Genomic DNA, 23,552 nt, shown 5'->3' with positions numbered 1-23,552 from the left:
GTAAACACGCGTTAGATTCGGTCGCACGATGCTCCGGCGGCCATCAGCTGGGCACGCACTTCGGGGTCGCTCGCGCGCAGCATTCCGGGGTCTCGTCCCCAATGAAAGATGCCGTGCTGTGCGACGTGCCATTCGGACTCACTAGACGGGCGTCCGTCGCGAGCGAAAGCGCCCCAGGCGTTCATCATCCGCTGCGACAGCTTGGCCCCCTCGGCCGAGAGATTCGGCGCCGTCCCGAAGACGAGCGGTAACTCCCCGGAGTGCCCCGGGTCGACACCGTCGATGTCAGCCGGGTCGAAGACGTAGGCGAACGTCGCCTGGCCCCGACGTGCGGCGACGACACGTTCGATGGGCGAGCGATACATGACTTCCGACAGAACGGCCTCCCGCAGGGCCCGCGCCGTCGGCGTTCTCCCGCGGTCACGTTCGAACGCCAGCGCGAGATCGTGGGCCCTGGCCTGTGGCGCCACTGCCTCGAGTAGGGCGAGAACGGCGCCAGGCACCTCCGGCTCGTCACCCATCCACGGAAGGGCCTCCCGCCGGTTCGCGCCGATCAGTAAGGGAATGGTGGAGGCCGTCCCGTCTCGGAGCGCCTGCAGCGGGGTCTGGTGCAGGAGGCGGTGATCGATGACCGGACGGAAAGGGAGTGAATCGATTGCCGCGGACGCCTGCCGCCGTTCGATGACGTGGGTCTGTGCCGTCACAAGGGCATCGACGGAGAGCGCGCGCAACGCGCGGACGGACCGCAGGTCGGCGGCATGGAGAAGCTCGTCGCGCACGAGGAGTGCCTGGTCGGCGGTCAGCGTGCGTTCGGCGGTACAGCTGTGCGCGATAACTCGATGCACGAGGGACTCGCCTTCTGTCACGACGAGAAGTGCCAACACGTCTACGCCCCCGGCTGACTGCCCCATGAGGGTCACGGCGCCGGGATCACCGCCAAAAGCGGCAATGTGCCTCTGCACCCAGTGGAGGGCGGCGATCTGGTCATGAAGCGCCGCGTTCCCCGCGTCCGTTTCGCTGTCGTCATCACTGTCGACGAGCAGATGCCCCAAAGCGCCGAGTCGGTACTGCGCGGCGACGACGACCACGTTCTGGCTGCCTGCCAGTCGCGCGCCGTCGGTGACGGGGTCGGCCGCACTTCCAACGATGTGCGCGCCGCCGTGGATCCAGACAAGCACGGGTAAAGCATCAGCTCCCCGCGGAGACCAAATTGTGAGATGTAGGCAATCCTCTGCTCCCGCCGCGTCCGGTTGCGGTGCCGGTGCGGTGACGCGCTCGGCATGGAGCGGCTCGAGCATAGGGAGCTGGAATCGCTCGGCCCGGGCGTATCGGATGCCGCGGGCCACATTCACGCCCGCCGCCCATCGATCGTTGCTGTTCATCTCGACGATGCGGCTCGCTTCAGCATCGTGCGATAGTAGCCGTCGACCGAGGCGAGCGACTCATGATCACCCTGTTGGAGGATCCGACCGCCCTCGAGCACCACGATCCGATCGGCGGCGCGGACAGTCGACAGTCGGTGGGCCACGATGAGGGTCGTGCGGCCGGCGCGGAGGGCGCCGAGGGCGTCGTGCACCGCGGCCTCGGACTCTCCGTCGAGCGCGGCGGTCGCCTCATCCAGGAGCAGCACGCGCGGGTCGCGCACGAGTGCGCGCGCGATCGCGAGACGCTGGCGCTGACCTCCCGAGAGGCTTCCGCCTCGCTCCCCTACAAGGGTGTTCCATCCCTCGGGCAGTTCGCGGACGAACCGGCTCGCATAGGCTTCCGTCAGAGCGCGCCAGACGGCTGCATCATCGAGATCAGGGAGCCCGTATGCGACGTTCTCTCGAATCGTGGCCGCGAACAGCACCGGCTCCTGCGGCACGACGGAGACGAAGCGGCGGTAGGTTCGTCGATCGATTTCGCGCAGGTCGTGGCCGTCGATGCGGATTCGTCCGCGGTCGGGTGCGATTAGTCCCAGAGACAGATGGAGCAGTGTCGACTTCCCTGAGCCCGACGGCCCGATGAAGGCAACGGTCTCGCCGGGGTGGATGGTCAGATCGATCTCGCGCAGGGCGGGGTCTCGCTCATAGGCGAACGTCACGGCTTCGAAGCGGATCTCACCCGTGACGTGGTCGAGGGCGGGCTTGCCCTCGTTGTCCTCGACCTCGTCGGCGGTGAGCAACTCCTGTATGGAGGAGACGGACTCGCGGCCGCGGGTGAGCAGCGGTGCCAGTTGGAAGACCGCGACCGTGGTTGCCGTGAGGAGCCCGAAGTAGCTGCTCAGCAAGATGACGTCTCCGGCGGAGACCCGCACGACGCCGGTGAGCGCCGCCACCGCCGCGCCGAACAGGCATACGAGGCTGAGGATTTGGAAGCTCGCCCATGACATCGCCCCGAAGCGACCGTTGATTCGATCGAGGTCGAAGCCGGCGGCGCGGACGTGCTCGGCGCTGGACGTGACCCGCTCCACGGCGACGGCCTCGAGCCCATGAGCGCGCGTGACCGGGAGCAGCGAGCCCATCTCGCTGATCCGCGTCGACAGGTGTTCCACTTCCCGTCGGAACCGCTCGTTCGCGGCACCCGTTCGCAGACGCAGCCACCGGATGAGCATTACGGCGAGAGGGACGGTGATGGCGAAGAAGATCAGGAAGATGGGCGCGCGCACGGCCATCGTGGCGCTCGCTCCGACGAGTACGGAACCCGCAGTCAGAACGGGTCCGAAGCCCTGCTGCAGCATGAGTTCGACATTCTCGACATCTCGGACGAGCTTGGTTTGAGCGAGCGCGCTTGCGGATCGGGAGTGGTAGCTCAGCGACAGCGTCTGCAGGCGATGGGTGAGGCTGCGGCGCAGGTCGGCTCCGAGTCCGCGCACAGCGGAGAAGTAGGCCCGGACGTAGATCGCGTTCGCGCCGACGTTGACGGCGACGACGGCGACGGCGAGGACTCCCCACGGCAGGAGCGCATCGGGCTCGGCGTCCGCGATCAGGAGGTCGATCACCTCCGCGGTGACGATGGGCAGCACCCACAACGGGCTGTCCTTGACGACGAAGGCCAGGGCCGCCAGCGCAACCCGGATCCTGTGCGGTCGCAGGTAGGGCCCCAGAGCGCGCGCGGCTGTCACGACGTCACGGGTTCGAGCATGCCTTCGTCGACGCGCAGGGCGAGGGCCGCGGCCCCCAGCAGTGGTCCCTGGTCCCCCAGTCCGGACGCGGTCACCTTGACGCGGCGCGCGTACGGGAACACCGCATTCGCGTGGGCGGCGTCGCGCACGATGTCGATGTAGTCGGACCGCACCCGTGAGAATCCGCCCCCGACGGCGACCGCTTCCAAATCGAGCAGGGTGGTGACGCTGGCGATGGCCTGGCCGACCATCTGCGCCGATCGACGCGTCGCCCGCTCCGCCACGGGGTCACCTCGGACGACGTCTCGCGCGAGCTCCTCCCCGGTCGTTCCGTCCCACCCATGACCTCGTGCCCAGCGGACGGTGGCGGGGCCCGACGCCACCGCCTCGAGCGTGCTGCCCTCGGCGGAGTCGGTGGGCTCCCCCAGATGCACATGCATCTGTCCGATGTGCCCGGCGTTGCCCGACGCCCCCGCCAGAGCCCGACCGTCGGCGATGATCCCGCCGCCGACGCCCGTGGACACGACCATGCTCATCGACACCTCACTCCCCCGGGTCGCCCCGCGCCAGCTCTCGGCCAATGCGATACACGTGCCGTCGAGGCGCATCACCGCGGGGACACCGGCGGCCTCCTGCACGATCTCCCGCACCGCCAGACCGCGCAGGAGCGGCAGGTTGTGGGGGCTGATGGTCCCGGCGATCAGGTCGACAGGACCCGCCGAGCCGATCCCCGCCGCAGCGATCGGCGCCGATGCCGCCGCCATGCTCGCGGTGACGCTCTCGGACAGGGCCGCGACGATCTCAGCGCGATCGCGTGACCGCCCCGTCGGACGGCGCGTACGGGTACCGGAGATGATTCGCCCGTCGCCGTCGACGACGGCTGTCTCGAGTTTGGTGCCGCCGATGTCCACGGCCAGGACGAAGGTGTCGTGCATCATCTCTCCTCGGATGACGCGGGGAGGAGGGAACTCTCCCCGCGTGCGATCAGTTCCAGTCCGCGACGAGCTGGTTGGAGGTTCGCAGGACATCGGGGGCGCAGAAGCGCTCCGGCTCCCCGTCCCAGTCGCTGCGCACGTGGAAGGTCACGGTCTCACCGGGAAGCAGGGTGACGAGCATGTCGTCGACCACCGCCTCGGGATCGACCTTGTCCACCAGCAACGCGAGGTCTCGCACGAGGTTCGATGCCTTCACCGTGACGTCGTAACCGGATGCCGTGCGTCGCGCATCCGTGACCACCTCGGCCCGCGCGAGGGACGACACGCGGTGCTCGGCGAAGAACCACAGCGCCCGCACACCATCGGATTCGACGACGATCACCTCACTCGCAGCATCCGTCGGCTCGGCCACGTCGGCGGGCAGAGCGAGGGTGACCTCCCCGCGCGCATCGATGTCCAGTGCGAAGCTCGCCTCGGCCAGGACCGTCCCGTCGTAGGACATCCGTCGGGTCACGATCGGTCCGTGCCACGGAGCGCCCGCGTCGTTGACGGCGATCGCGGCGAGACCTCCATCGCGCGGTTGCACGGTCAAGAGACGGTCGGTGTACACGTGACGCAGGGCGTACAGCAGCGGCTTCGCGCGACCGTAGCCGTCGACGGCTGCCCACGATGTGACCGGCCAGCAGTCGTTGAGCTGCCACACCACCGAACCCATGCAGCGCGGTGACTCCGAACGCATGTGCTCGATCGCCACCGTCACCGCCAGCGCTTGGTTGAGCGACATCGCCCAGTGCCAGTCCTCGGTGTCGTCCGGGAGGGGCAGGTGGGCGACGAGTCCGTCGGTCAGTTTGTCGTTGCCGTCGGTCGCCTTCTGGTGGTGGAACATTCCCGGCGATTCGGGGGTGAGGGGTGAGTCCGAGATGGCGTGGGTGATGCTCGACCAGGTCGCCGGACCTTGCCACCCGAACTCGGCGACGAAGCGCGCGTGGATGTCACGGTAGGCGGGGTAGTCGACGCGGTTCCACAGTTCCCAGAGGTGCACGGAGCCGTGGTCGGGGTCGTTCGCGAAGATCTCCGGATCTCCGGACCACGGGCTCGCGGGGGTGTAGGAACGTGCCGGGTCGAGTTCCGCGACGAGCCGGGGCAGGAGGTCGAGGTAGTAGCCGAGGCCCCAGGTGCGGCCCTGCAGACGCTTCGCCCAGCCCCATTCTTCGTAGCCCCAGACGTTCTCGTTGTTGCCGTTCCAGAGCGCGAGGCTGGGGTGGGGCATGATGCGGGTGATGTTGTCCCGTGCCTCGGCCTCGACTTCGGACCACAGCGGCTCTTCTTCGGCGTAGCTTGCGCATGCGAAGAGGAAGTCCTGCCAGACGAGGATGCCGCGTTCGTCGCAGAGGTCGTAGAAGTCGTCCGACTCGTAGTATCCGCCGCCCCAGATGCGAAGGAGGTTCATGTTCGCGAACTCCGCCTGGTCGAGACGGTGGGCGAGGCGTTCTCGCGTGACGCGGGTGATGAAGGCGTCGTCGGGGATCCAATTGGCCCCGCGGATCCAGACTGGTTCGCCGTTGACGACGAACCGGAAGGATGTGCCCTCGTCGTCGCGCTCGAGTTGCACGTCGATGGTGCGGAATCCGATCCGGTGCGTCCGCTCGGCAAGTGTCGCCTCCTCGTGCTCGAGAGTGACGACGAGGTCGTAGAGCGGCTGATCACCGAACCCACGCGGCCACCACAGCTTCACATCGGCGGCCCGCAGCTCGACGACACCGGAGGTTGCGCCCGCGGTGAGATCGATCTGGGCCGTGCGGCCGTCCTCGAGCGCGACGACGACGCGGTAGTCGGCGTCGTCGGCGCGCTCGATCTCCACCTGCACGGCGACGACACCCGTGGTGCCCTCGACCGTCACCACGGGACGGGTAGCTGCCAGACGTGCCCCCGACCATGCCTCGAGACGTGCCGACTTCCAGATGCCGGAGGACGCGGCATCCAGACCCCAGTCCCATCCAAAGTTGCACGCAGCTTTTCGGACGGCGTTGAACGGGTGGAAGTAGGTGTGGGGGCGGTAGCCGATCTCGAGGCTCGCCCGGTCGGCTTCGGCGACGGGTGAGGCGAACGTCACGACGAGCTCGTTCTCGCCCTCGCGCAGCGCCTCGTCGATGCGGAGGCGGTAGGTGCGGTGCTGGTTGCGCGTGCGCCCGAGCAGGTGGCCGTTCAGAACGATCTCGGCGAAGGTGTCGAGACCGTCGAAGACGAGATCGTGCCGGTCCTGCCCGTCTGCCTGCCAGGTGAAGGTCGTGGCGTACTCCCACGCGCTCTGCCCGATCCACGTGACCTGAGTTTCGTTGCGGTCGAGGAACGGGTCGGGGATGAGCCCAGCGTCGAGGAGGGCGACGTGGACCAGGCCGGGCACGTTGGCGGGAATGGTCCGGCCCGCGATGTCGACGGGCACGGGGCCGTCGAGGGCCCGCAGGTTCCACACCTCGGGGAGGGCGATGGTGCTGGCGGCGACGGGTCGTGCGGTGGTGACGTCGGTCATTTGGTGGCTCCAGAGGTGAGTCCGTTGTAGATGAATCGCTGCAGGAAGAGGAAGGCGACGAGGGTGGGGACGATGACGAGGATGGTGCCCGCGGCGATGACCTCCCACTGCGACCCGAAGGGCCCCATGAAGCGGAACAGCGAGGTGGAGATGACTCCGAGATCCCGCGAGGGCATGTACAGGAATGGGATGTAGAACTCGTTGTAGACCGCGATCCCCTTGATGATGACCACGGTGGCGATGGCGGGCTTGAGCAGGGGGAGGATGATGCGCCAATAGACGGTGAAACGGTTGGCGCCGTCGATCATCGCGGCCTCGTCGAGGGCGACGGGGATGTTCTGCATGAACTGCAGGAAGATGTAGATGGCGATGATGTCGGTGCCGGTGAACAGCACGATCGCGGCCCATCGGGTGTTGAACAGGTCGAGGGCGCTGATGACCTGGAACGTCGCGACCTGCGTGGTGATCGAGGGGACGAGCGTCGCCAACAAGAAGACGCCCGTCACCAGCGCGCGGCCACGGAAACGGAACCGATCGACGGCGTACGCCGTCATCGTGCCGATGAAAATGGTCCCGGTGATCGAGACCACGAGGATGATCGCGGTATTGATGAACCCGGTCAGCATTCCGCCCTGTGTGAAGGCGATGACGAAGTTGTCGAAGTTCAGCCAGTTCGATGGCGGGTCCAGCGGACCCGTCGAGCGGTATTCAGCGGGCGTCTTGAACGCCAGGGCGAAGATCGTAACGATCGGGAGCAGCGCGAAAAGGCACGCCACCACGAGCGCTGTGTACTTCAGCACCGTTGCCACCCACCCGCCATCGACCCGTCGGCGGCGCTTTGGCGCCGGCACCGACGAGACCCGAGGGGATGTGGCAGTCGGGGTGAGGACGCCGGTCATTGCACGCTCGCTTTCTCGTCAGGGAAGAACCGCCGCTGGACCGCGGTGATGGTGAGCACGATTACCAGGAGCACCACGGCCATCGCGGAGGCCAAGCCGACCTGGGCGAAGCGGAAGGCGGTGTCGACGGTCTGGATGACGAAGGTCTCGGACCCGTTCGCCCCGCCGGTCATGATGTACGGCATCTCGAACGCGGACAGCGCTCCCGAGACGGCGAGAATCAGCGACAGTCCGAGAATGCGCCGGATGCTGGGGAGGATGATGAAGCGGAACTTCTGCCAGGAGTTCGCGCCGTCGAGATCGGCAGCCTCGTACTGCTCCGAGGGCACCGATTGAATGGCGCCGAGGAACAGCACGAAGTTCAGCCCCATGTAACGCCAGACCGAGGTAGCGGCGAGCGAGACGTTCACGATGGACGGGTCGCCCAGCCACTGCGGCGGGTCGACGACTCCGACGGCGGCGAGGATGCTGTCGAGGGTGCCGCCCGGCCGGAAGAAGAACAGGAACATCAGCCCGATCGCGACCCCGTTGATGAGGTACGGGAAGAAGATGACGCCCTTGAAGAAGTTCTTGAACCGCGTGCGGAAGCTCAACAGCACGGCGAACAGGAGCGCCAGTCCGAGCTGGGCGATCGCGCCGACCAGGTAGTACAGGCTCACCGCGAACACCTGGAAGTACTCGGGGCGCGTGAAGATCTGGATGTAGTTCTCGAGTCCGACGAAGTTCTGCTGCGGGTCGAGTCCGTCCCAGTCGGTGACGCTGTACCAGAACGAATTGGCGACGGGGATGTACGTGAACAGGACGAGGAACGCTAACGGCACGAGCAGGAACAACCACGGGGTGACCCGCCACCCGCGGGCGGCGGAGCGACGGGGGCCCGCTCGCCGCAAGCGCCGGCGGGCGGGGAGGGTCTCGAGGGGGGTGCCTTCGGCAATAGCCATCACGCACTCCTTTCCGTCAGGGTGGTGNCCCCGCACCGGGGGTATCACTTGCTGGCTTCGACCGCCTGACCCCAACGCGAGTTGAGGTCGGCGAAGATGGAGTCCTTGTCGCCGTCGCGGGCCCCGCGGGCGGTGTCGATCAGCTCCTGCCGGTACTTCTCGCCGAACAGCGTGATTTCGGCCGTGTTGGCGATGTCGGTGATCAGGCTCTCCTCGCCCTTCGGGCGCGGGTCGAGTTCGACGTACTGCACGCCAAGCTCCGTGAAGTCGGAAAGGGTGGCGGGAGCCTCATCGGCCTTGAGCGGGCTGATCGCGCCCTGGCTCTCGGCAAAGCCCGACTTCGTCTCGAACCAGTCGACCCAGGCCTTCGCGGCGGGCTTGTTCTCGGAGAACTTGCTCACGGCAAGCAGCTTGTCGGTGGCGGTGACGGAGGTGAACGCACCGTCTGTCTGCCACGGCATGGGCCAAAAGCCGATCGAGTCGCGCGCGTTGCCGGCGGCTTCCGCGGCGTCCTGCATCTGCGTCACGGCCCACGATCCGAGGATCATCGAGCCGATCTGTCCGGAGGCGAGGAGGTTCTTCGATTCCTCCCAGTTCGTCGTGGTGGGGTCGGCTTCGCTCAGGCCGGCGGCGACGGTGTCGTAGAGCAGACCGTCGACGTCGTAGATGTCGTTGCCCGCGCTCCAGGGAGCGTCCTCGCCCGTCATGGCGTTCAGGGCGCCGGCGCCGGTGACACCGCCGATGTTGCCGGCGAGCGTCGAGAGGGGCCAGCCGTCTTTGTAGTTCGTGTAGTACGGGGTGACGCCGGTGTCTTTGACCTTCTGGAGCGCAGCGAGGTACTCCTGTTCGGTTGTCGGAGGCGTGGTCACGCCAGCGGCCGTGAACACGTCGCGGTTGAAGACGTAGCCCATCGCCGATCCGAAGGTCGACAGCCCGTACACGGTGCCGTCATAGGCGCCGTCGTTGGTGAAGCGGTACGTCTGCGAGAGTTCCTGCTCGTCGCCGAGCGGCTCGAAGAACTCGGGGTACTGGTCGCGCGTGACGTTCGAAGTCGGAATGAGCAGGACGTCGCCGTAGTCGCGTGAGTTCAAGCGGATGCGGACATCACCCTCGTAGTCGGTGAGGGCTTCGAACTTCACTTGCACGTCGGGGTAGGTCTTCTGGAATTCCGTGACGTAGTCCGCGAAGACGGTGTCGACGATGTCGGTGCGGTTGGTCAGGACCGTGATCTCCCCGGACGGGTTCTCGTCGGTGCTGGCCGAGCCTCCGCCCGAGCAGCCCGCGAGGGCCAGCGCGGCCACGGTGGTCAGGCCCGCGGCGGTGATGGCATGCCTTTTCATCATTGTTTCTCCTTTGAAGGGGTGCGGCGGCGGCACCGAAGCCGCACCAGATGGGGTGGTCGGGGAATGAGGACGCGAGCGCTACCACGCGCGCGAACGGACCCGTCTAGGGCAGGCCCGTCAGCTTCGGCTGCGCATAGCCGGGCGCAGCGGCAGCAACCCGCAAGCATCTGCGGCCGGGAAGCCGAGGGCGGACGTTCGAGAACGAGGCAACCGAGCTCCTTCGACCGGCGGGTGGGTTTCGCCGTTCGGCGATGAACCCAGCATCCGCGAGGTCGCTCAGGAGGTCAAGAGGTTAAATAAGTTATTTATGTAACAGCTTGATCACGGCTCGAGCTGTGCCGGATTCGCAGATCCGCGTCGGCGGCGTGGCGCACGGTCGCGGGGGCGCCGGCGAGCACGTCGAGGACGGCGTGACCGATGAGGCGTCCTACCGCGCGCGTATCGCGCGCAATTGCACTCAGGGGCGGCGTGGACAGCTGCGCCTGGATCGAGTCGTCCCAGGCGATAATCGCGAGGGAATCCGGCACGGCTCGATGCGCGGTCGCTGCCGCGTCCAGCCCTCCCAGCGCCATCAGGTCGCTGTCGTAGAGCGCCGCGGTGATTCCGGGGTGCTCCGCGAGCGCTGCTGCGGTTGCTTTGAGGCCGGAGGCGCGCGAGTAGTCCCCCGTGGCGACCCGTGCCACGACGTCCCCCTCCGCGCAGGTGGCTTCGAACGTGCTGCGGCGCGACGCAGAATGCCGGATGGAGGGCGGCCCACCCACGTGAAGGATCTCCTTATGCCCCTGCCCGATGAGATGCTGAGCTGCGAGCCGCATCGCGGTGTCATCATCGGTCCAGACCGTCATGAGGTCTTCCGCAACCGGAGGCCCGACGACGACGGCCGCGAGGCCGAGATCGACGGAAAGTGCAGGCCGCGGGTCGTTCTCCTGGATGTCGACGAGGAGGACGGCGGCTACCGCCTCCGCCGCGGCCCAGGCTCGATACAGCCGGTTCTCGTCGGTGGTTGATGCGAGAACCCGCAGGAGCACTGGATGCCCCTGAGGCAGCGTCACCTCTTCGATACCGGCGATGAGGTCGTGGAAGTACGGTTCCGCGCCGAGGATCTCGGTGTCGCGCACGAGCGCGAGACCGATGGGGGGTCGCAAGTGCGTCACGGGTACGATCCTCTCGGGGTTCAACCGGACCCCAATCTACTCAGCGCCACAGGAGGCGACCCGATGGCACGGCCGCAGGCGACCCCGGAGTCTCCCGGCAGCCGGGCGCTGGTCGTCGATCTCATTCGCTCCGCCGGCCCCATCAGCCGGACGGAGCTGACCACAGCGACCGGCCTGACGCAACCGGCCATCTCGCTCATCGTGCGCAAGCTTCTTGACGACGAAGTGATCGTAGAAGCGGGCACCGTGCCCTCCACAGGGGGGAAACCCCGGCGACTGCTCGACATCAATCGACGGGCACGCCACGGCGTCGGCATCCAGCTGGGATTCGAGTCGGTGACCCTGGTCGCCACCGACACCAATGGCGGGGTTATTGCCCGCGAACGTCTCCCCGGCGTGGGCACCGAGCAGCCGACAAAGGTGATCGCGCGTCTCACCGAGTCGGTGCGAGCCTTCATGGACGCAGCGGACATTCCGGTGACGAGCGTACAAGGCGTCGCGGTCGTGATCCCCGGCCCCATGCGGTCGAATGCAGGGATCATCACCGAGGCGCCCGCCCTCCCCCATTGGCGAGAGGTGTCTCTGCAGGAGGAGTTCGAAGCTGCCCTTCGGATGCCGGTCCTGGTGGACAATGACGCCAGCGCTGCGGCTCTAGGCGAGTTCTGGAGCCGCGGGGTGTCGCGCTACAGCGCCTTCGCGTGTGTCTACATCGGTTCTGGAATCGGGGCTGGCGTGGTCGTGGACGGGGCGCTCTTCCGCGGGTCGAGCTCCAACGCGGCCGAGGTGGGACACATCACTATCGATCGGCGCGGGCCGGCCTGTTTCTGTGGAAACGTCGGATGCTTGGAGGTCATAGCCGCGCCGCGTATCGTCGTCGCGCGAGCCCTCGATGACGAAGACATCACCGATTCTCTCAGCCTCGACAAGCATGCGCCGGTTGCGCAGAACTGGGAACTCCTCTCCCGCGCAGCCGTCGGAGGTCATGTGAAGGCGCAAGCCCTCGTGACCGACAGTGCTCACGCGGTCGCCGGAGCCGTTCTCACCCTCACCAACTTGTTCGACCTCGACGAGATCGTCCTCTCGGGACCCGGTGTCGCCACGGCCGGCTCGATCTTCGTACGGGAGGTGCGCACCGCCCTCGAGCGAGCCTTCGCCCGTAACGCGCATTCGACCCTGGTCGATCTGTCCATCAATCCGACCGACTCGGCAGCCATCGGTGCTGCGGCGTTAACCCTGCAGGGGCAGCTCGCCCCCGGCCACGGCCCGGCGCTGCGCTTCGCCGGGCCGTGACGGCAATCAGGGCAGCGCAACCTCCCCCTGATTGAGTACCCGCGGGTGGAAGTACGCTGCCTGGATCTCAGCATTGGAGTTCCTCTGGCGCAGCTGTTCAGACCAGACCATGAAATAGGACCATCGCGTCTGCGACGTGAGCAGGTTGGACGACGGGACCTTGCCCATCTCCGCGATCGCGATGGGCTTGCCCCCTGCGATGCTCTGCATCTGCGAGTAATCGCTCGAGCTCGGGTAGTCCTTGTACCAGACGTCCAGTGAGACGACGTCGACGTAGGAGGAGCCGGGGTAGTAGCTGGCCCAGTTCGCGTTCGGGTTGTCCTGCACGTTCCACACCCAGATGAGGTTGCTGAGCCCCTGCGCGTCGAAATAGTCCTTCATCTGTTGGAAGATCTTGGCGCCGCCGTTGACTCCCGGTCGGCCGCCCCACCAGTTCCAGGTTTCGTTCATCTCGTGGAACGGGCGGAACAGCACCGGTACCCCCGCGTCACGCAGCTGTCGCAGGTAGGGCACCACCTCGGCCATGCGCTGGCGCCACGTGGCGTTCAGGGCGGTACCGCCCGTAACGATCTGCTGGAATTGCGCGTCGGAGATGTTGCTCTTGACCCCACCGTCGAAGGAGCAGGTGCTCGGACCGGTGGGCGGACAGGCGTGCCACGCGATTGTCACCAAGGAGCCGTTCTTCCACTCCGTCTTCGCTTGATCTACCACCCGCTGGCGGTTGGCTGCGTCCGTGGCGGTGAAGAACAGGTCGCCGCCCCAGAGCCCGGGGTACTGGCCGGTGATGTCCTTGACTTGCTGCGTGTACTGCGCCGGCTGCGATGCGGGTTCTTTGTTGTGCTGGCCGGAGACGATGTTCGTACCCGTGATGGAGTTCAGATACTGGATGACCGCCGTGCGCGTGGAGGGCTGGAAGGCCTCCGCGGCAGTGGGCGGCTGCACGACAGCGGTAGCGCACAGCGCCGCCAGGGTCATTCCGAAAACACCGAACACTCGTGATCGTTTCATGGGCGAAGCCCCTCCTCGTCGTTGAGGCTTTCAGCATGCCGGTAAGACAGCGCCCCGTCCAGACTTACATAAGCAACTAATTTTATTGTCGCGGGGCCAGATCTGACCCCGCGGACATCGATTGCGAGAGACCCAGGGACGTCGCGCGCGCACATGGGGTTCAGCGCCATCCGCAACAAAATAAATAATTGATGAAACTCTTGACGAGCCACACACTGGGGCGGGATGGTGGAGCATCCGTTCACCAGGCGACCCGAGCGCAGGGTGCGCAGGAGCTCACACATTCCCGTGTGCTGCGCGCCTGGCATCTCTGTTTCAGAACGCCGCACGCCCCTGCCGTCATAGGAGACGCACATGCGCACATCGAGACAACGTCGAGGAGCGGTCGTTTCGATCGCAACCATTGCGGTCATCGCCAGCCTGTTACCCAGCTGGTCCGCCTCCGCCACACCGGTGCCGCAGGCGACGGAGAGCGAGGCGGGGTGGGTAAATCAAAACCACAGCTTCGTCGAGAGGGACGGGGCACGCCTCACCCTCGACGGCGAAACTTTCCGGTTTAACGGGACCAACGCCTATTGGCTTGGTCTCGACGAGAACGTCGGTGGCATCGACTACCCGACCTTTTTCCGCATCAAAGATGCGATCGACACCGCGGACGAGCTCGGTCTGACCGTGGTGCGCTCGCACATGATGGCCTCCACGTCCCAGGACAACGCCAACCCGCTGGCGATCATGCCGCGCCTCGGCGAGTACAACGAAGACGCGTTCCGCACGATCGACTTCGCCGTGGCGTATGCGGGGAGCCGCGGCATCCGCCTCATCCTTCCGCTGACCGACGAGTGGGCGTACTACCACGGCGGTCATCGTGACTTCACGACTCCCCTGGGCCTGCAGTCCGCCGACTTCTACACCTCCCCCGCCGCTATCGCGGCATATCAGCAGTACGTCGACGTGATCCTCTCCCGCACGAACGCTCTCACCGGAGTCAAATACGTCGATGACCCCACCGTGCTCGCGTGGGAGCTCGGTAACGAACTCGAGGGCATGACCCTCGACTGGATCAATGCCCAGGTCGACTTCATCTCCGAACGCGCACCCCAGCAGCTCATCGCGGCCGGACGCCGCTTCGACATCGACCCAGACACTCTCGCTGCGCCCGAACTCGACATCGTCGATGTGCACTACTACCCCCCGACCGCGCAGAAGGTGGCATCCGACGCCGCAACCGTCACCGATGCCGGAAAGGCATACATCGCCGGCGAGTACGGCTCCCCCGCAGCCTCAAGCGAGCTGTTCACCCCCCTCGTCAATAACCCCGACGTCACCGGAATGATGTTCTGGTCCCTCTTCCCGCACAACGACCGGGGCGGGTTCGTACCGCACGATGACGGATTCACCCTGCACTACCCGGGCGAGAGCGAACCGTCGCGGGCGGCGAACAAGGCGATCAAGGACTACTCGCGCGCACTCGGATCCGCCACGGACACCGTCCCCCTCGCAAAGCCCCTCATCACGGAGATCAAGTCCACAAACGGGATCAACTCCATTGCCTGGCGTGGCGCAGCAGGAGCCGGAAGCTACCTCATCGAACGCTCCACGGACGGCAGAACGTGGTCGACCATCACAACCGCCCCCGCAGAAGCATCCCCCATCATCGACCAAGCGGGCGGCGGAGATGTCCGTTACCGGGTGACAGGGCAGAAGCAAGACGGCTCCATGGCGACGTCCGACGAGGTCGCAGTACCTCGGGGAGCGGCGGTGCTGGTGGACCCGCTCGAGAACCTTCGACTCAGCAGCGGTTCCAGCAACGTCAAGATCATCGCCACGACGTCTGGAGGTCGAGCCGTTGCCACAACCGACACCGGTTCGCTGACCTGGACTTTCCCCGGCGCAAAGACCGCATCGTTCATTCTCAGCGCCGGCGACGCGGCACGCGTGCGCATCTCATCGAGCCCCGACGGTGCCACGTGGACCGATGCGACCACAACCGCCACCGACTCAGACGGCCAGACGGTCCTCACGGCCACGGGCTTGGCCGGCAAGAACGTTCGAATCACGTTCCCTGCGGCAGCTGGCGTAGAACTCACACGTGCCACTTTGACGGGCGCCCCCGACGGAGCAGCTCTTGTCGACCCCCTCAACGACTTCTCGCGCATCTTCGCAAAGACAGGAGCCCTGTCGATCGATTCCGGAAATCCTGCGCAGTTCGGCGGGGACACGAGTCGGGTCAAGCGAGACAGCGCTGACCCGAGCAGCCTGACCTGGAAGTACGAAGACATCTCGGGTGCAGCATTCACCGCGTGGTACTGGCCCGACCAGCCCGTCATTCCTCTCACCGTCTCCGGCTCCGCTGACGGAACGAACTTCACCACGTTGACCCCCCAGATCACTGGGGGAACCGGCAACTGGAAGAAATACGACTACTCCGTCGAAGGACTCTCCGACGTGAACTATCTGCGCGTGTCGTGGGACGGCGCACAGGGTCAGCCATGGACTCCCCAGATCGGTGAGCTCACACTGTTCTCGCCGAAAACTCCCGCACCCGCCGCGCCTGGAGCCTTCACGGTGACCGAGCCATCCTCCACCTCACCCGTCACCGGCGTGCCCAAGCTCGCGTGGTCCGGCTCATCCAACGCAGTGTTCTACCGCGTTGTGCTCGCCACCGATGCGAAGCTGACAAACATCGTGGAGAAGTCGGACACGGTGACCACAACCGCGTTCACTCCGCGGACGGCATTGCAGCCCGGAACCACGTACTACTGGCAGGTGGTCGCCGTGAACGGCTACGGAGAAACCCAAGCGTCACCCGCGGTCTCCTCTTTCACCACAGCGGCACTGCCCACCACCACGCTCATCGTCGATGACTTCGAGGCCTACGCCGACAATGCGGCCCTCGCCACCGCATATCCGCGGAACACCGGCGGCGGATCGGTGACAGCGACCCTCACGACCAATCCGAAGACGAAGAGCAAAGCCGCGAACTTCGCTTACGACCTCACCGGCCCGGGGTACGCCGGCGTTGTACGCACCCTCACCGCTCCCCAATCATGGTGGGGTTACAAGCAGCTGCAGTTCGACGCACAGGCCACGCCCGGGCAGACCCTGAGCGTCCAGTTCGTGGCGGCCGGAGCCTACTGGGAGGCCGCGGTTCCGGTCACCGAAGCCGGTTGGCGAACCTACTCGGTCGACTTCACCGCCTTCAAAAACCCCCCGTGGGCCGCAGGAAGCACGCTCGATCTCAGCTCCATCACCCAGTACGCGTTCTACCTCGGCGGAACGGGTACCGGAACGCTGACGGTCGACGATGTTCGAGTTCAGCCAGCCAAGGCCGCTCCCCAGCTCGACGTCTCTGGCGTCGCAGGAACGCGCTGCATCGCAGGGAAAGCATTCGTGACCCTCAACCTTGTCAACAACAACGCCTTCCCCGTGGACCTCAAAGCCACCAGCTCGTACGGAACCAAGACGTTCGCCTCGGTTCAACCGAAGAAGGATGCCTTCCACTCCTTCACGACGCGATCGAAGACCATTCCCGCCGGCACCGTGACGGTCGACATCGCGGCCACCGTCGACGGCCAGAAGATCACCTCGACCGTCAAAGCGCCCTACGCCGCAAAGACCTGTGGCTGACGCGTCACCCGATCACCCTCATCAGGAGAACACCATGAAGAAAATCGCGAACGTCTGCATCGCCGCCGTCGCACTCGGCCTCCTCGCCTCAAGTGCAGCCACCACCGCTGCCGTCGCCGAAACGCAGTACGGCGACGACAGTGACGTCACCGTCAACGTCGAAATCCCTCGCGCGCCCGGCACGGGAACACTGTCTCTGACCGTCGCCGGAACCAGCACCACCCTCACGGAAAACGGCTCCACGGGAACCGTGCGCCAGTTCACCGGGAAGCTCCCCACGGTCACTGTCACCGACACCCGCGAAGCAGCCGACGTCCCCGGCGGCGCGTTCTGGTACGTGCTCGGATCGGCAACCGACTTCGTCTCCAGCGACGGCGACATCATCACCGCCGACCACCTGGGATGGTCACCGATGCTCACCGGTGCCACCGATCCCGGTTCGGTCGCCGCCGGCGACCCTGTCGACACCGTCCTCGACGGAGGACCCAACGGTGTCGGTCTTGTTGACCGCGAGCTCCTGGCCATGGCCAGCGACTCCGCCGAAATCAACCCAGAAGGCCAGTGGTCGGTCTCCGCTGACTTGTTCCTTCGAACGCCTGCAAGCGTGACCACCGGCAGCTACTCATCCACAATCACGCTGTCGCTCTTCGAATAACAGCTGCTGTCAACACGGGGAGCGGCCTCTGCCGCTCCCCGTGCCCCGTCTTTGCCGCGTCCCTGCTCGAGAAATGAACGACGATGTCCAACCCACCCCTCCGCCTGATGACGGCGCTCACCGCAACGATGGCCCTCGCCCTCGCTCTCTTCATCCCCGCGTCACCCGCAACCGCCGCCACCTCCCCTGACGCCAACTGCACGCTCCCCCCGGGCACGTCGTCGCTGCCGATCGAACTATCAGGCACCACCTATCAGGTCCGTGTCCATGCCCCCGCGGGAGGTGTGACCGCCCCGGCGCCATTGGTGCTCGACCTGCACGGCACTGACAGCACCGGCTCTTCTCAGGCCGCGATCTCCGGCTTCGACGCTCTGTCGGACACGAAGGGGTTCATCGTCGCAAACCCCTCAGCCGGTGTTCCCTTCGGTGCTGGCACGTTCGCCTGGAATGTTCCCGGCGTGCCCCTCACTTCAGGCGCCAACCCACCCGCCGGCTCACGCGATGAGGTCGCCTTCCTCAGCGCGCTCATCACCACACTCATCGACGCAGGCTGCGCCAAAAGCGGCTCGGTAGCCGTGACCGGGTACTCCGGAGGCGGTCGCATGGCATCTGCACTGGCCTGCGCACGCGCCGATCTGATCTCTGCCGTCGCACCGGTCGGAGGAGTTCGCGCCGGTCGCGCCAACCCGACCAACGTGTCCGTCATCGAAGCCGGCTCCTGCACCCCGAGCGCACCTGTATCCGTCCTTGCCGTGCACGGCACCGCGGATTACACGAACCAATACAACGGCAACACAGACCGACGCTGGGGATACAGCGTCGACACGGCCATGGCCGCATGGGCCACGCTTGACTCCTGCGACACACCAGCGACCATCAGCACCGTCACCAGTACCGTCACCGAACGCAGCTACCCAGGATGTGCTGCTGGTACCGACGTAGCGTTGCTCACCGTCGCCGGCGGCGGCCACACCTGGCCCGGGACGAACGCCCGACAAGACGGAGTCATCGACCGCAGCATCAACGCCTCAGCACTGATCTGGGAATTCTTCGCCGCCCACCAGCGCACCGCCCCGCCGAAGGTGCAGGTCACCGCGACAGCAGGAACCCGTTGCGTGACCGGGAAAGTCTTCCTCACCCTCAACGTGAAGAACGACGACGTCGTCCCCGTGCAAGCAACCCTCAGCAACCCGACTAAGGAGCTCGGTGAGATCGCCGCGAGGCAGACGGCCTTCAGCGTCATCACCACCCGCCAGTCATCAGTAGCCAGCGGAACGCTCAACATCACAGTGACCAGCGAAGCTGCGGGTCAAGAGAGCACGACGCAGGTACCCGCGTCCTACGACGCACGCACCTGCTCCTAACCTGAGAGAAGCGAGATCGCCCATGGTTCCCTCCACCCCAGCTTTCATCGCGCGGATGGCAGCAGCTGTTATCGCCGCGATGCTGCTGCTCGGGTGGGGGGAGTCAGCCGCCTTCGCCGGCACCAACGACGTCACCTGGTCAGTGAGTCCCGCTGACTCCACCGGCCCTGACGGCCGTCGATGGGTAGACGCAACTGTCGACCCCGGCCAGACCCACGCGGACCACTTCGCGGTCACCAACAACAGCGCCATAGAAGTTACCTTCGCCCTTGCGGCTGCGGATGGATACATAACCGATACCGGCCGCTTCAACATGCTGCCCGCGAACCAACCGTCAGTCGATGCTGGCAGTTGGATCACCGTCGAACCCAGCGTCACGGTTCCGCCGAACTCCACTGCCGTGATCCCCTTCACCCTTACTGTGCCTCAAAACGTCACCCCGGGAGATCACGCAGCCGGAATCGCAGCCACCGTGGCAAACGTGGGCAACGCCGCCGACGGAAGCGCCATCACCGTCCAGAGCCGGGTCGGATTTCGAGTGATGACTCGCGTCACCGGTCCCCTCAATTCAAGCGTGAGTGTCGAGAGCCTCGACGCCACCTACAGCGGATCGTGGAACCCTTTTGCTGCCGGTGCCGTCGACGTAACGTTTGAGGTACGCAATGACGGAAATGTGGCCGCCGTGATTGATGGTGCCGTGACAAGTGGGGACGGTGAAGCCGCGGTGCAGTCAGACCAGGGAACGTTGCTCCCTGGTGATGAGACACGGTCCGTTGCGCACGTGCACCCCGTCTGGCCTCTGGGCATAACGGCGGGCGAGGTCACGATCATCGCCAGAACAGTAGAAGAGGACAGCACTGGAGGTATCAGCTTCCCCGCTGTCGTGCAGAAGTACACCGTCTGGGCGGTGCCATGGCCTCAGATGGGAGCAGTATCCGTCACCGTTCTCGTTGTGCTCGCGATCTGGATGTTTCGAGCTCACTCACGCAGGAAGATTGCCCGTCTCATTGCGCGAGCCCGCGACGCGGGGTACGCCGAAGCTGATGCACGCTCCACCCAGAACTCGGGCCCACGCGATCAACCTGAGGGCAGGTCGCAACAGTCGCATGCCGCGGCAGCGGATGTCGGGGGCTGACATATCCGTTGATTATCGGCTTATTCGTCCGGATGGGGCGACGTTTGCACTCAGACCACAGCTCCCCACGCGGCGAGCGCACTGTGCCGCGCGCCTGTCGGCCCTGGGGAGCGCCCGCCGGTGGCGGCTCCTCCGCTCGGCCCATGACCCGGCCGCCACTCGGGCGCACCGGGCCATGGCACGAGGTCGCCGGTCAGTCCTCCCGCGAGCGGGGGCGCAGGATGAAGACGAGCAGCACGCCGACGAGCACGACCACTCCGCCTCCGAGCAGCAGGCCGAGGGTGAGACCCGACATCCCGCCGGTGCTCGCCGGTTCAGCCGCCGCCTCGGTCGCTCCGGCTGCGCTCGCGCAGGGGGAGGTCTCCGCGCCCGTCGAGACGCTCTCGCCCGTGTACGCGAACGGGATGACACCCGAGACCGGGTGCCCGTCGGAGGAGACGGCCCGCCACTCCACGGAGTACGCGCCGGGATCGCCGAGCGCGACGGGAAGAGTCAGGGTCGAGCCCGCGAGCTCCGCGCACGCGTTCTCGTAGTGACGCCCGTCGGGCCCGACGACGATGACGATGTTGCCGCCGTCGGCGCCGAGCAGGTTGGCGCTGAAGTCGAGGCGCACGTCCGACAGCGCCGCGACCGTGTCGCCCTCCGCGGGTGACGACGACACGAGGGAGTCGTGCGCCGAGGCGGCGGTGGCCCCGCCGAGGGCGGCGGTGATCGCGGCGACGACCACCACCGCCCCGGCCAGAGCCCGCCGCAGCGCGTCGCGGGACGCCACGGTCAGCTCCGCTTCGGGCGACGTGCGAAGGCGAGGGCGCCGAACACGGCACCCGCGGCCGCGACGACGAGCGCGGCGATGCTGAGGCCCAGGGCGACGCCGGACGAGTCGGCGGACGACGCCGAGGTCGTCGTCGTCTCATCGGCATCCGGGGCTGCCGTCGCCGTACCGTGACCGCTGTGGCTGTGCTCGCCGCTGGGCGGGGTGTCGTTGATGTACAGCACCGGCGCGGGCTCGAGCGTGTCGTCCGCCGCCACCTCGTCGGGCGTCGCCGCCCAGTCCACGACCTCGCCGTCGGAGTAGGTCTGCGTGGCGGGGAGGACGATGCTGCCGGTGTCGGGCACGGGCCCGAGCACCGCGGAGAAGATCTGGAACTGGTCCTGACCGATACCGACCCCGGGATCGGCCTGCCACACGATCTTCAGCGCGGCATCCGAGATGGTGTTGCCCTCGACCTCGACCGGTGCGGGCAGTGCGCCCTTCTCGACGGTGGCGGTCCAGCCGGAGACGGGCTGAACGAGCACGGCGCTCAACGGGGTGTCGGTGGGCAGTGTCACCTCGAGCTTGACGGTGGATGCCGTCTCGCTCTCGGTCGGCACGCGGAAGTTCACGGTGGCGTAGCTGCCGGGGGTCGCGGTGTTCGGGTTGACGGTGACGTGGGCGGATGCCGCGAGGGGAACGGCGATCGCGAGGGCCGCGCCGGCGGTGAGACCGACGAGGGCGCGACGAAGGATGGTCTTGCGAGACATGATGCTGCTTTCGGAGAATGCGCACGCCGAAGAGACGTTCTGCGCTGTCGATGAGGGTGGGGGTGTCACGCCGCGCGCGGCGGACCCCGATGCCTCATCGGCGATAGCACGGCGAGTGCCCGCGGCAGCTGCAGCGGCGCGGGCGCCGTGGGAACGGCATCCGTCCGCGGGCCGAGTCCGCGCAGGGGACGGATCATCGACACGGCGGCGACGACGAAACGCGCGATCGCCTGCAGGGCCCGCTCCCCGCGACCGAGCGCGAGGATCGTGACCACGGCGGCGAGCGCGTGCGCCGCCCACATCCACGGCGAGTGCCCCGCGTGGGCGGCGACCTCGTGCGTGGCGGCGGCGTCGAGGAGCGCGATCGCTCCCCCGTGATGAGCGCCCCCGACGGCGACGCCGTCTCCGCGCAGGTCGAGGGTCAGGATGCCGTGGAACAGCGCCTGACTCAGCACCACCGCGGCCGACAGTCGCCACCACGACATCGCGCGTCCGGCCAGCAGCACGCACACGGGCGCGGCGAGGCTCATCGCGAGCGCGACGTTCGTCACCGGCGGCAGCTGGGAACCGACCGAGGCGTGCGAGACGGTCGCGAAGAAGGTCGCCACCGCGGCTGCGGCGACACCGCGACCCACGCGCTGCGCGCGCCCTGCTCTCGACGACATGCGACTCCTTCCCTCCCAGACTAGGCGGCGGCGCGGTGGTCGGGCGGGACGGTGCTCCGCCGTCGAGACACGCCGGCACGGCGGCGAGCCGTCGCGGCTCGTCCGATCAGCACAGGCTCGCGCGCAGCGCCTCCCACGCGTCGTGCGCCGCGTCGGCGAGCGACTCGACGTCGGGCACCGCGTCGGGATCGACGCAGAAGCCGACCCCGAGCCACCGGTCGTTCGAGATCGCCGCGACCCGCAGAGCGTGACGCGGCCCCGGCTCCGACGAGGTGTAGACGTGTCCGACGCGCCGCCCTCCGACGGCCACGGGAACCCGCGGACCGGGCACGTTCGAGATCGCGAGCGCGAACTCGCGGGGATCGTCGGCGAGCACCCGCGCCAGCGCCCCGACGGGCCCGGCCGCGGCGAGCGCACGGAACAGCTCGTCGAGGGATCGGGCGTCGCGGGCGTGCTTGCGTGCGCGCATCTGCGCGCTCAGCAGATCGAGGCGACGCAGGTCATCGGGTTCGTCGAGATGCAGGCCCACATCGACGAAGGAATCGCGATTGCCGGATGCCGCGGCATCCTCTCCCCGTTCGTGCAGGCTCACCGGAACCTGGGCGTTCAGGCGGGGCGCGTGGCCGCGGTGCAGGAACCGTCGGCGCAGGGCCCCCGCGATGACGGCGAGCAGCACGTCGTTCACCGTGGCGTGTTCGTGCCGAGCCGCGCCGACGGCCCGCGCCTCGGCGAGGGGGACGTCGACGAAGGCGAGCGCACGGCGGGCGGTCAGCGGGCGATCGAACGGCGAGCGGGAGCCGGGGTGTCCGAGTTCGCGGGCGAGGGTGAGCGGCATCCGTTCCCACTCGCTCCACCGCGTGGGACGAGCGTCGGGGTCGCGGAGGCCGACCTCGTGGGCCGGGGCGTCGTGCGGCTCGAAGAGCACCGACTCCAGGAAGCGCACCGCCGTGAGACCGTCGGCGAGCGCATGATGAAGGCGCACGGCGATCGCCTCCCGGCCGTCGGCGAGCGGGCCGACCAGGTCGATGCTCCACAGGGGCCGCGCGCGGTCGAGGGGTTCCGACATGAGTCGGCCCACGACGGCTCGGAGCTCTGCGGGGTCGGCTGCGACGTGCCTGCGCACGTGATGCTGCACCTCGATCTCGGCCGCCTCGACCCAGGCGGGGCCCTGGCCGTCGTCGACCACGACCTGACGCCCGCGGGGGAAGGCCGCCAAACGTGCGACGACGCTCGCCCGCACCGCGTCGAGGTCGAGGGGCGCGCCCGGTTCGAGCACAAGCAGCTTCAGCGCGTGCCCGCGCACGACCTCGGACTCGAGCGCCAGGATGCGCGCATCGGCCGGCGACAGCGGCTCTCCCATGCGGTTACGGTAGCGCTCGTCG

At 67.1% G+C, this 23,552-nt stretch carries 18 protein-coding genes; 5 read left to right on the top strand and 13 right to left on the bottom strand.

Annotation, left to right across the window (positions count from 1 at the left end; translation table 11 throughout):
• Positions 1-11 precede the first annotated feature (11 nt).
• The 8 genes from ACTJJP_RS15625 to ACTJJP_RS15590 all read right to left on the bottom strand — a co-directional run bounded on the left by ACTJJP_RS15625 (position 12) and on the right by ACTJJP_RS15590 (position 10,869).
• A complete protein-coding gene (locus tag ACTJJP_RS15625) occupies positions 12-1,382 on the bottom strand; it encodes a carboxylesterase family protein (protein WP_440775901.1) in 1,371 nt (456 codons plus the stop codon).
• The gene (locus ACTJJP_RS15620) at positions 1,379-3,103 is read right to left on the bottom strand and encodes an ABC transporter ATP-binding protein (RefSeq protein WP_440775900.1); all 1,725 of its coding nucleotides are present in this window, start codon (positions 3,101-3,103) and stop codon (positions 1,379-1,381) included. The genes ACTJJP_RS15625 and ACTJJP_RS15620 overlap by 4 nt, the downstream gene beginning before the upstream one ends.
• On the bottom strand, positions 3,100-4,038 hold the full coding sequence (locus ACTJJP_RS15615; protein ID WP_440775899.1) for an ROK family protein: 939 nt from the start codon (positions 4,036-4,038) through the stop codon (positions 3,100-3,102). The genes ACTJJP_RS15620 and ACTJJP_RS15615 overlap by 4 nt, the downstream gene beginning before the upstream one ends.
• Positions 4,039-4,087: 49 nt before the next feature.
• A complete protein-coding gene (locus ACTJJP_RS15610; RefSeq protein ID WP_440775898.1) occupies positions 4,088-6,568 on the bottom strand; it encodes a glycoside hydrolase family 2 protein in 2,481 nt (826 codons plus the stop codon).
• Positions 6,565-7,467, bottom strand: a complete 903-nt coding sequence (locus tag ACTJJP_RS15605) for a carbohydrate ABC transporter permease (RefSeq protein ID WP_440775897.1) — start codon at positions 7,465-7,467, stop codon at positions 6,565-6,567. The genes ACTJJP_RS15610 and ACTJJP_RS15605 overlap by 4 nt, the downstream gene beginning before the upstream one ends.
• Positions 7,464-8,408: a carbohydrate ABC transporter permease gene (locus ACTJJP_RS15600; RefSeq protein WP_440775896.1), complete on the bottom strand. Its 945-nt coding sequence runs from the start codon at positions 8,406-8,408 to the stop codon at positions 7,464-7,466. The genes ACTJJP_RS15605 and ACTJJP_RS15600 overlap by 4 nt, the downstream gene beginning before the upstream one ends.
• A gap of 44 nt (positions 8,409-8,452) precedes the next feature.
• Complete coding sequence (locus tag ACTJJP_RS15595; RefSeq protein ID WP_440323367.1) at positions 8,453-9,751, bottom strand: ABC transporter substrate-binding protein; 1,299 nt, start codon at positions 9,749-9,751, stop codon at positions 8,453-8,455.
• Positions 9,752-10,056: 305 nt separating this feature from the next.
• Positions 10,057-10,869, bottom strand: coding sequence for a LacI family DNA-binding transcriptional regulator (locus ACTJJP_RS15590; RefSeq protein WP_440775895.1), 813 nt, complete (start codon positions 10,867-10,869; stop codon positions 10,057-10,059).
• A gap of 99 nt (positions 10,870-10,968) precedes the next feature.
• On the opposite strand from ACTJJP_RS15590, the gene ACTJJP_RS15585 reads away from it, so the two are divergent.
• A complete protein-coding gene (locus tag ACTJJP_RS15585) occupies positions 10,969-12,195 on the top strand; it encodes an ROK family protein (protein WP_440775894.1) in 1,227 nt (408 codons plus the stop codon).
• Between the two features lie 6 nt (positions 12,196-12,201).
• On the opposite strand, the gene ACTJJP_RS15580 is transcribed toward ACTJJP_RS15585, so the two are convergent.
• The gene (locus ACTJJP_RS15580; protein WP_440775893.1) at positions 12,202-13,203 is read right to left on the bottom strand and encodes a glycosyl hydrolase; all 1,002 of its coding nucleotides are present in this window, start codon (positions 13,201-13,203) and stop codon (positions 12,202-12,204) included.
• Positions 13,204-13,557: 354 nt separating this feature from the next.
• Here ACTJJP_RS15580 and ACTJJP_RS15575 point away from each other — a divergent pair, with 354 nt between their 5' ends.
• From ACTJJP_RS15575 to ACTJJP_RS15560, 4 genes are all read left to right on the top strand, one after another.
• Positions 13,558-16,830: a cellulase family glycosylhydrolase gene (locus ACTJJP_RS15575; RefSeq protein ID WP_440775892.1), complete on the top strand. Its 3,273-nt coding sequence runs from the start codon at positions 13,558-13,560 to the stop codon at positions 16,828-16,830.
• A 34-nt stretch (positions 16,831-16,864) separates the two neighbouring features.
• Positions 16,865-17,485 carry a hypothetical protein gene (locus ACTJJP_RS15570; RefSeq protein ID WP_440775891.1) on the top strand — a complete coding sequence of 207 codons (621 nt, stop codon included), beginning with the start codon at positions 16,865-16,867 and terminating at the stop codon, positions 17,483-17,485.
• A gap of 107 nt (positions 17,486-17,592) precedes the next feature.
• The gene (locus ACTJJP_RS15565; protein WP_440775890.1) at positions 17,593-18,849 is read left to right on the top strand and encodes an alpha/beta hydrolase family esterase; all 1,257 of its coding nucleotides are present in this window, start codon (positions 17,593-17,595) and stop codon (positions 18,847-18,849) included.
• Positions 18,850-18,871: 22 nt separating this feature from the next.
• Positions 18,872-19,984, top strand: coding sequence for a WxL protein peptidoglycan domain-containing protein (locus ACTJJP_RS15560; protein ID WP_440775889.1), 1,113 nt, complete (start codon positions 18,872-18,874; stop codon positions 19,982-19,984).
• Between the two features lie 193 nt (positions 19,985-20,177).
• Here the strand turns inward: ACTJJP_RS15560 and ACTJJP_RS15555 are convergent, their stop codons facing one another.
• The 4 genes from ACTJJP_RS15555 to ACTJJP_RS15540 all read right to left on the bottom strand — a co-directional run bounded on the left by ACTJJP_RS15555 (position 20,178) and on the right by ACTJJP_RS15540 (position 23,530).
• Positions 20,178-20,756, bottom strand: a complete 579-nt coding sequence (locus tag ACTJJP_RS15555) for a copper resistance CopC family protein (RefSeq protein WP_440775888.1) — start codon at positions 20,754-20,756, stop codon at positions 20,178-20,180.
• A gap of 2 nt (positions 20,757-20,758) precedes the next feature.
• Complete coding sequence (locus ACTJJP_RS15550; protein WP_440775887.1) at positions 20,759-21,505, bottom strand: YcnI family copper-binding membrane protein; 747 nt, start codon at positions 21,503-21,505, stop codon at positions 20,759-20,761.
• A 65-nt stretch (positions 21,506-21,570) separates the two neighbouring features.
• Positions 21,571-22,170: a hypothetical protein gene (locus tag ACTJJP_RS15545; RefSeq protein WP_440775886.1), complete on the bottom strand. Its 600-nt coding sequence runs from the start codon at positions 22,168-22,170 to the stop codon at positions 21,571-21,573.
• Positions 22,171-22,276: 106 nt separating this feature from the next.
• Positions 22,277-23,530: a wax ester/triacylglycerol synthase domain-containing protein gene (locus ACTJJP_RS15540; protein WP_440775885.1), complete on the bottom strand. Its 1,254-nt coding sequence runs from the start codon at positions 23,528-23,530 to the stop codon at positions 22,277-22,279.
• Positions 23,531-23,552: the final 22 nt, after the last annotated feature.

It is taken from the genome of Microbacterium sp. 22296, from assembly GCF_052045385.1.
Classification (GTDB): domain Bacteria; phylum Actinomycetota; class Actinomycetes; order Actinomycetales; family Microbacteriaceae; genus Microbacterium.
The sequence above is the reverse complement of the archived record's forward strand: the minus strand, read 5'-3'. Positions and strand labels throughout refer to the sequence as shown.

Bases quoted from the DNA above. Each gene is read 5' to 3' on its own strand.
- ACTJJP_RS15595 (WP_440323367.1), bottom strand. From the start codon at position 9,751: ATGATGAAAAGGCATGCCATCACCGCCGCGGGCCTGACCACCGTGGCC.
- ACTJJP_RS15625 (WP_440775901.1), bottom strand. From the start codon at position 1,382: ATGAACAGCAACGATCGATGGGCGGCGGGCGTGAATGTGGCCCGCGGC.
- ACTJJP_RS15585 (WP_440775894.1), top strand. From the start codon at position 10,969: ATGGCACGGCCGCAGGCGACCCCGGAGTCTCCCGGCAGCCGGGCGCTG.
- ACTJJP_RS15600 (WP_440775896.1), bottom strand. From the start codon at position 8,408: ATGGCTATTGCCGAAGGCACCCCCCTCGAGACCCTCCCCGCCCGCCGG.
- ACTJJP_RS15570 (WP_440775891.1), top strand. From the start codon at position 16,865: ATGAAGAAAATCGCGAACGTCTGCATCGCCGCCGTCGCACTCGGCCTC.
- ACTJJP_RS15605 (WP_440775897.1), bottom strand. From the start codon at position 7,467: ATGACCGGCGTCCTCACCCCGACTGCCACATCCCCTCGGGTCTCGTCG.
- ACTJJP_RS15615 (WP_440775899.1), bottom strand. From the start codon at position 4,038: ATGCACGACACCTTCGTCCTGGCCGTGGACATCGGCGGCACCAAACTC.
- ACTJJP_RS15610 (WP_440775898.1), bottom strand. From the start codon at position 6,568: ATGACCGACGTCACCACCGCACGACCCGTCGCCGCCAGCACCATCGCC.
- ACTJJP_RS15580 (WP_440775893.1), bottom strand. From the start codon at position 13,203: ATGAAACGATCACGAGTGTTCGGTGTTTTCGGAATGACCCTGGCGGCG.
- ACTJJP_RS15575 (WP_440775892.1), top strand. From the start codon at position 13,558: ATGCGCACATCGAGACAACGTCGAGGAGCGGTCGTTTCGATCGCAACC.
- ACTJJP_RS15550 (WP_440775887.1), bottom strand. From the start codon at position 21,505: ATGTCTCGCAAGACCATCCTTCGTCGCGCCCTCGTCGGTCTCACCGCC.
- ACTJJP_RS15565 (WP_440775890.1), top strand. From the start codon at position 17,593: ATGACGGCGCTCACCGCAACGATGGCCCTCGCCCTCGCTCTCTTCATC.
- ACTJJP_RS15545 (WP_440775886.1), bottom strand. From the start codon at position 22,170: ATGTCGTCGAGAGCAGGGCGCGCGCAGCGCGTGGGTCGCGGTGTCGCC.
- ACTJJP_RS15560 (WP_440775889.1), top strand. From the start codon at position 18,872: ATGGTTCCCTCCACCCCAGCTTTCATCGCGCGGATGGCAGCAGCTGTT.
- ACTJJP_RS15540 (WP_440775885.1), bottom strand. From the start codon at position 23,530: ATGGGAGAGCCGCTGTCGCCGGCCGATGCGCGCATCCTGGCGCTCGAG.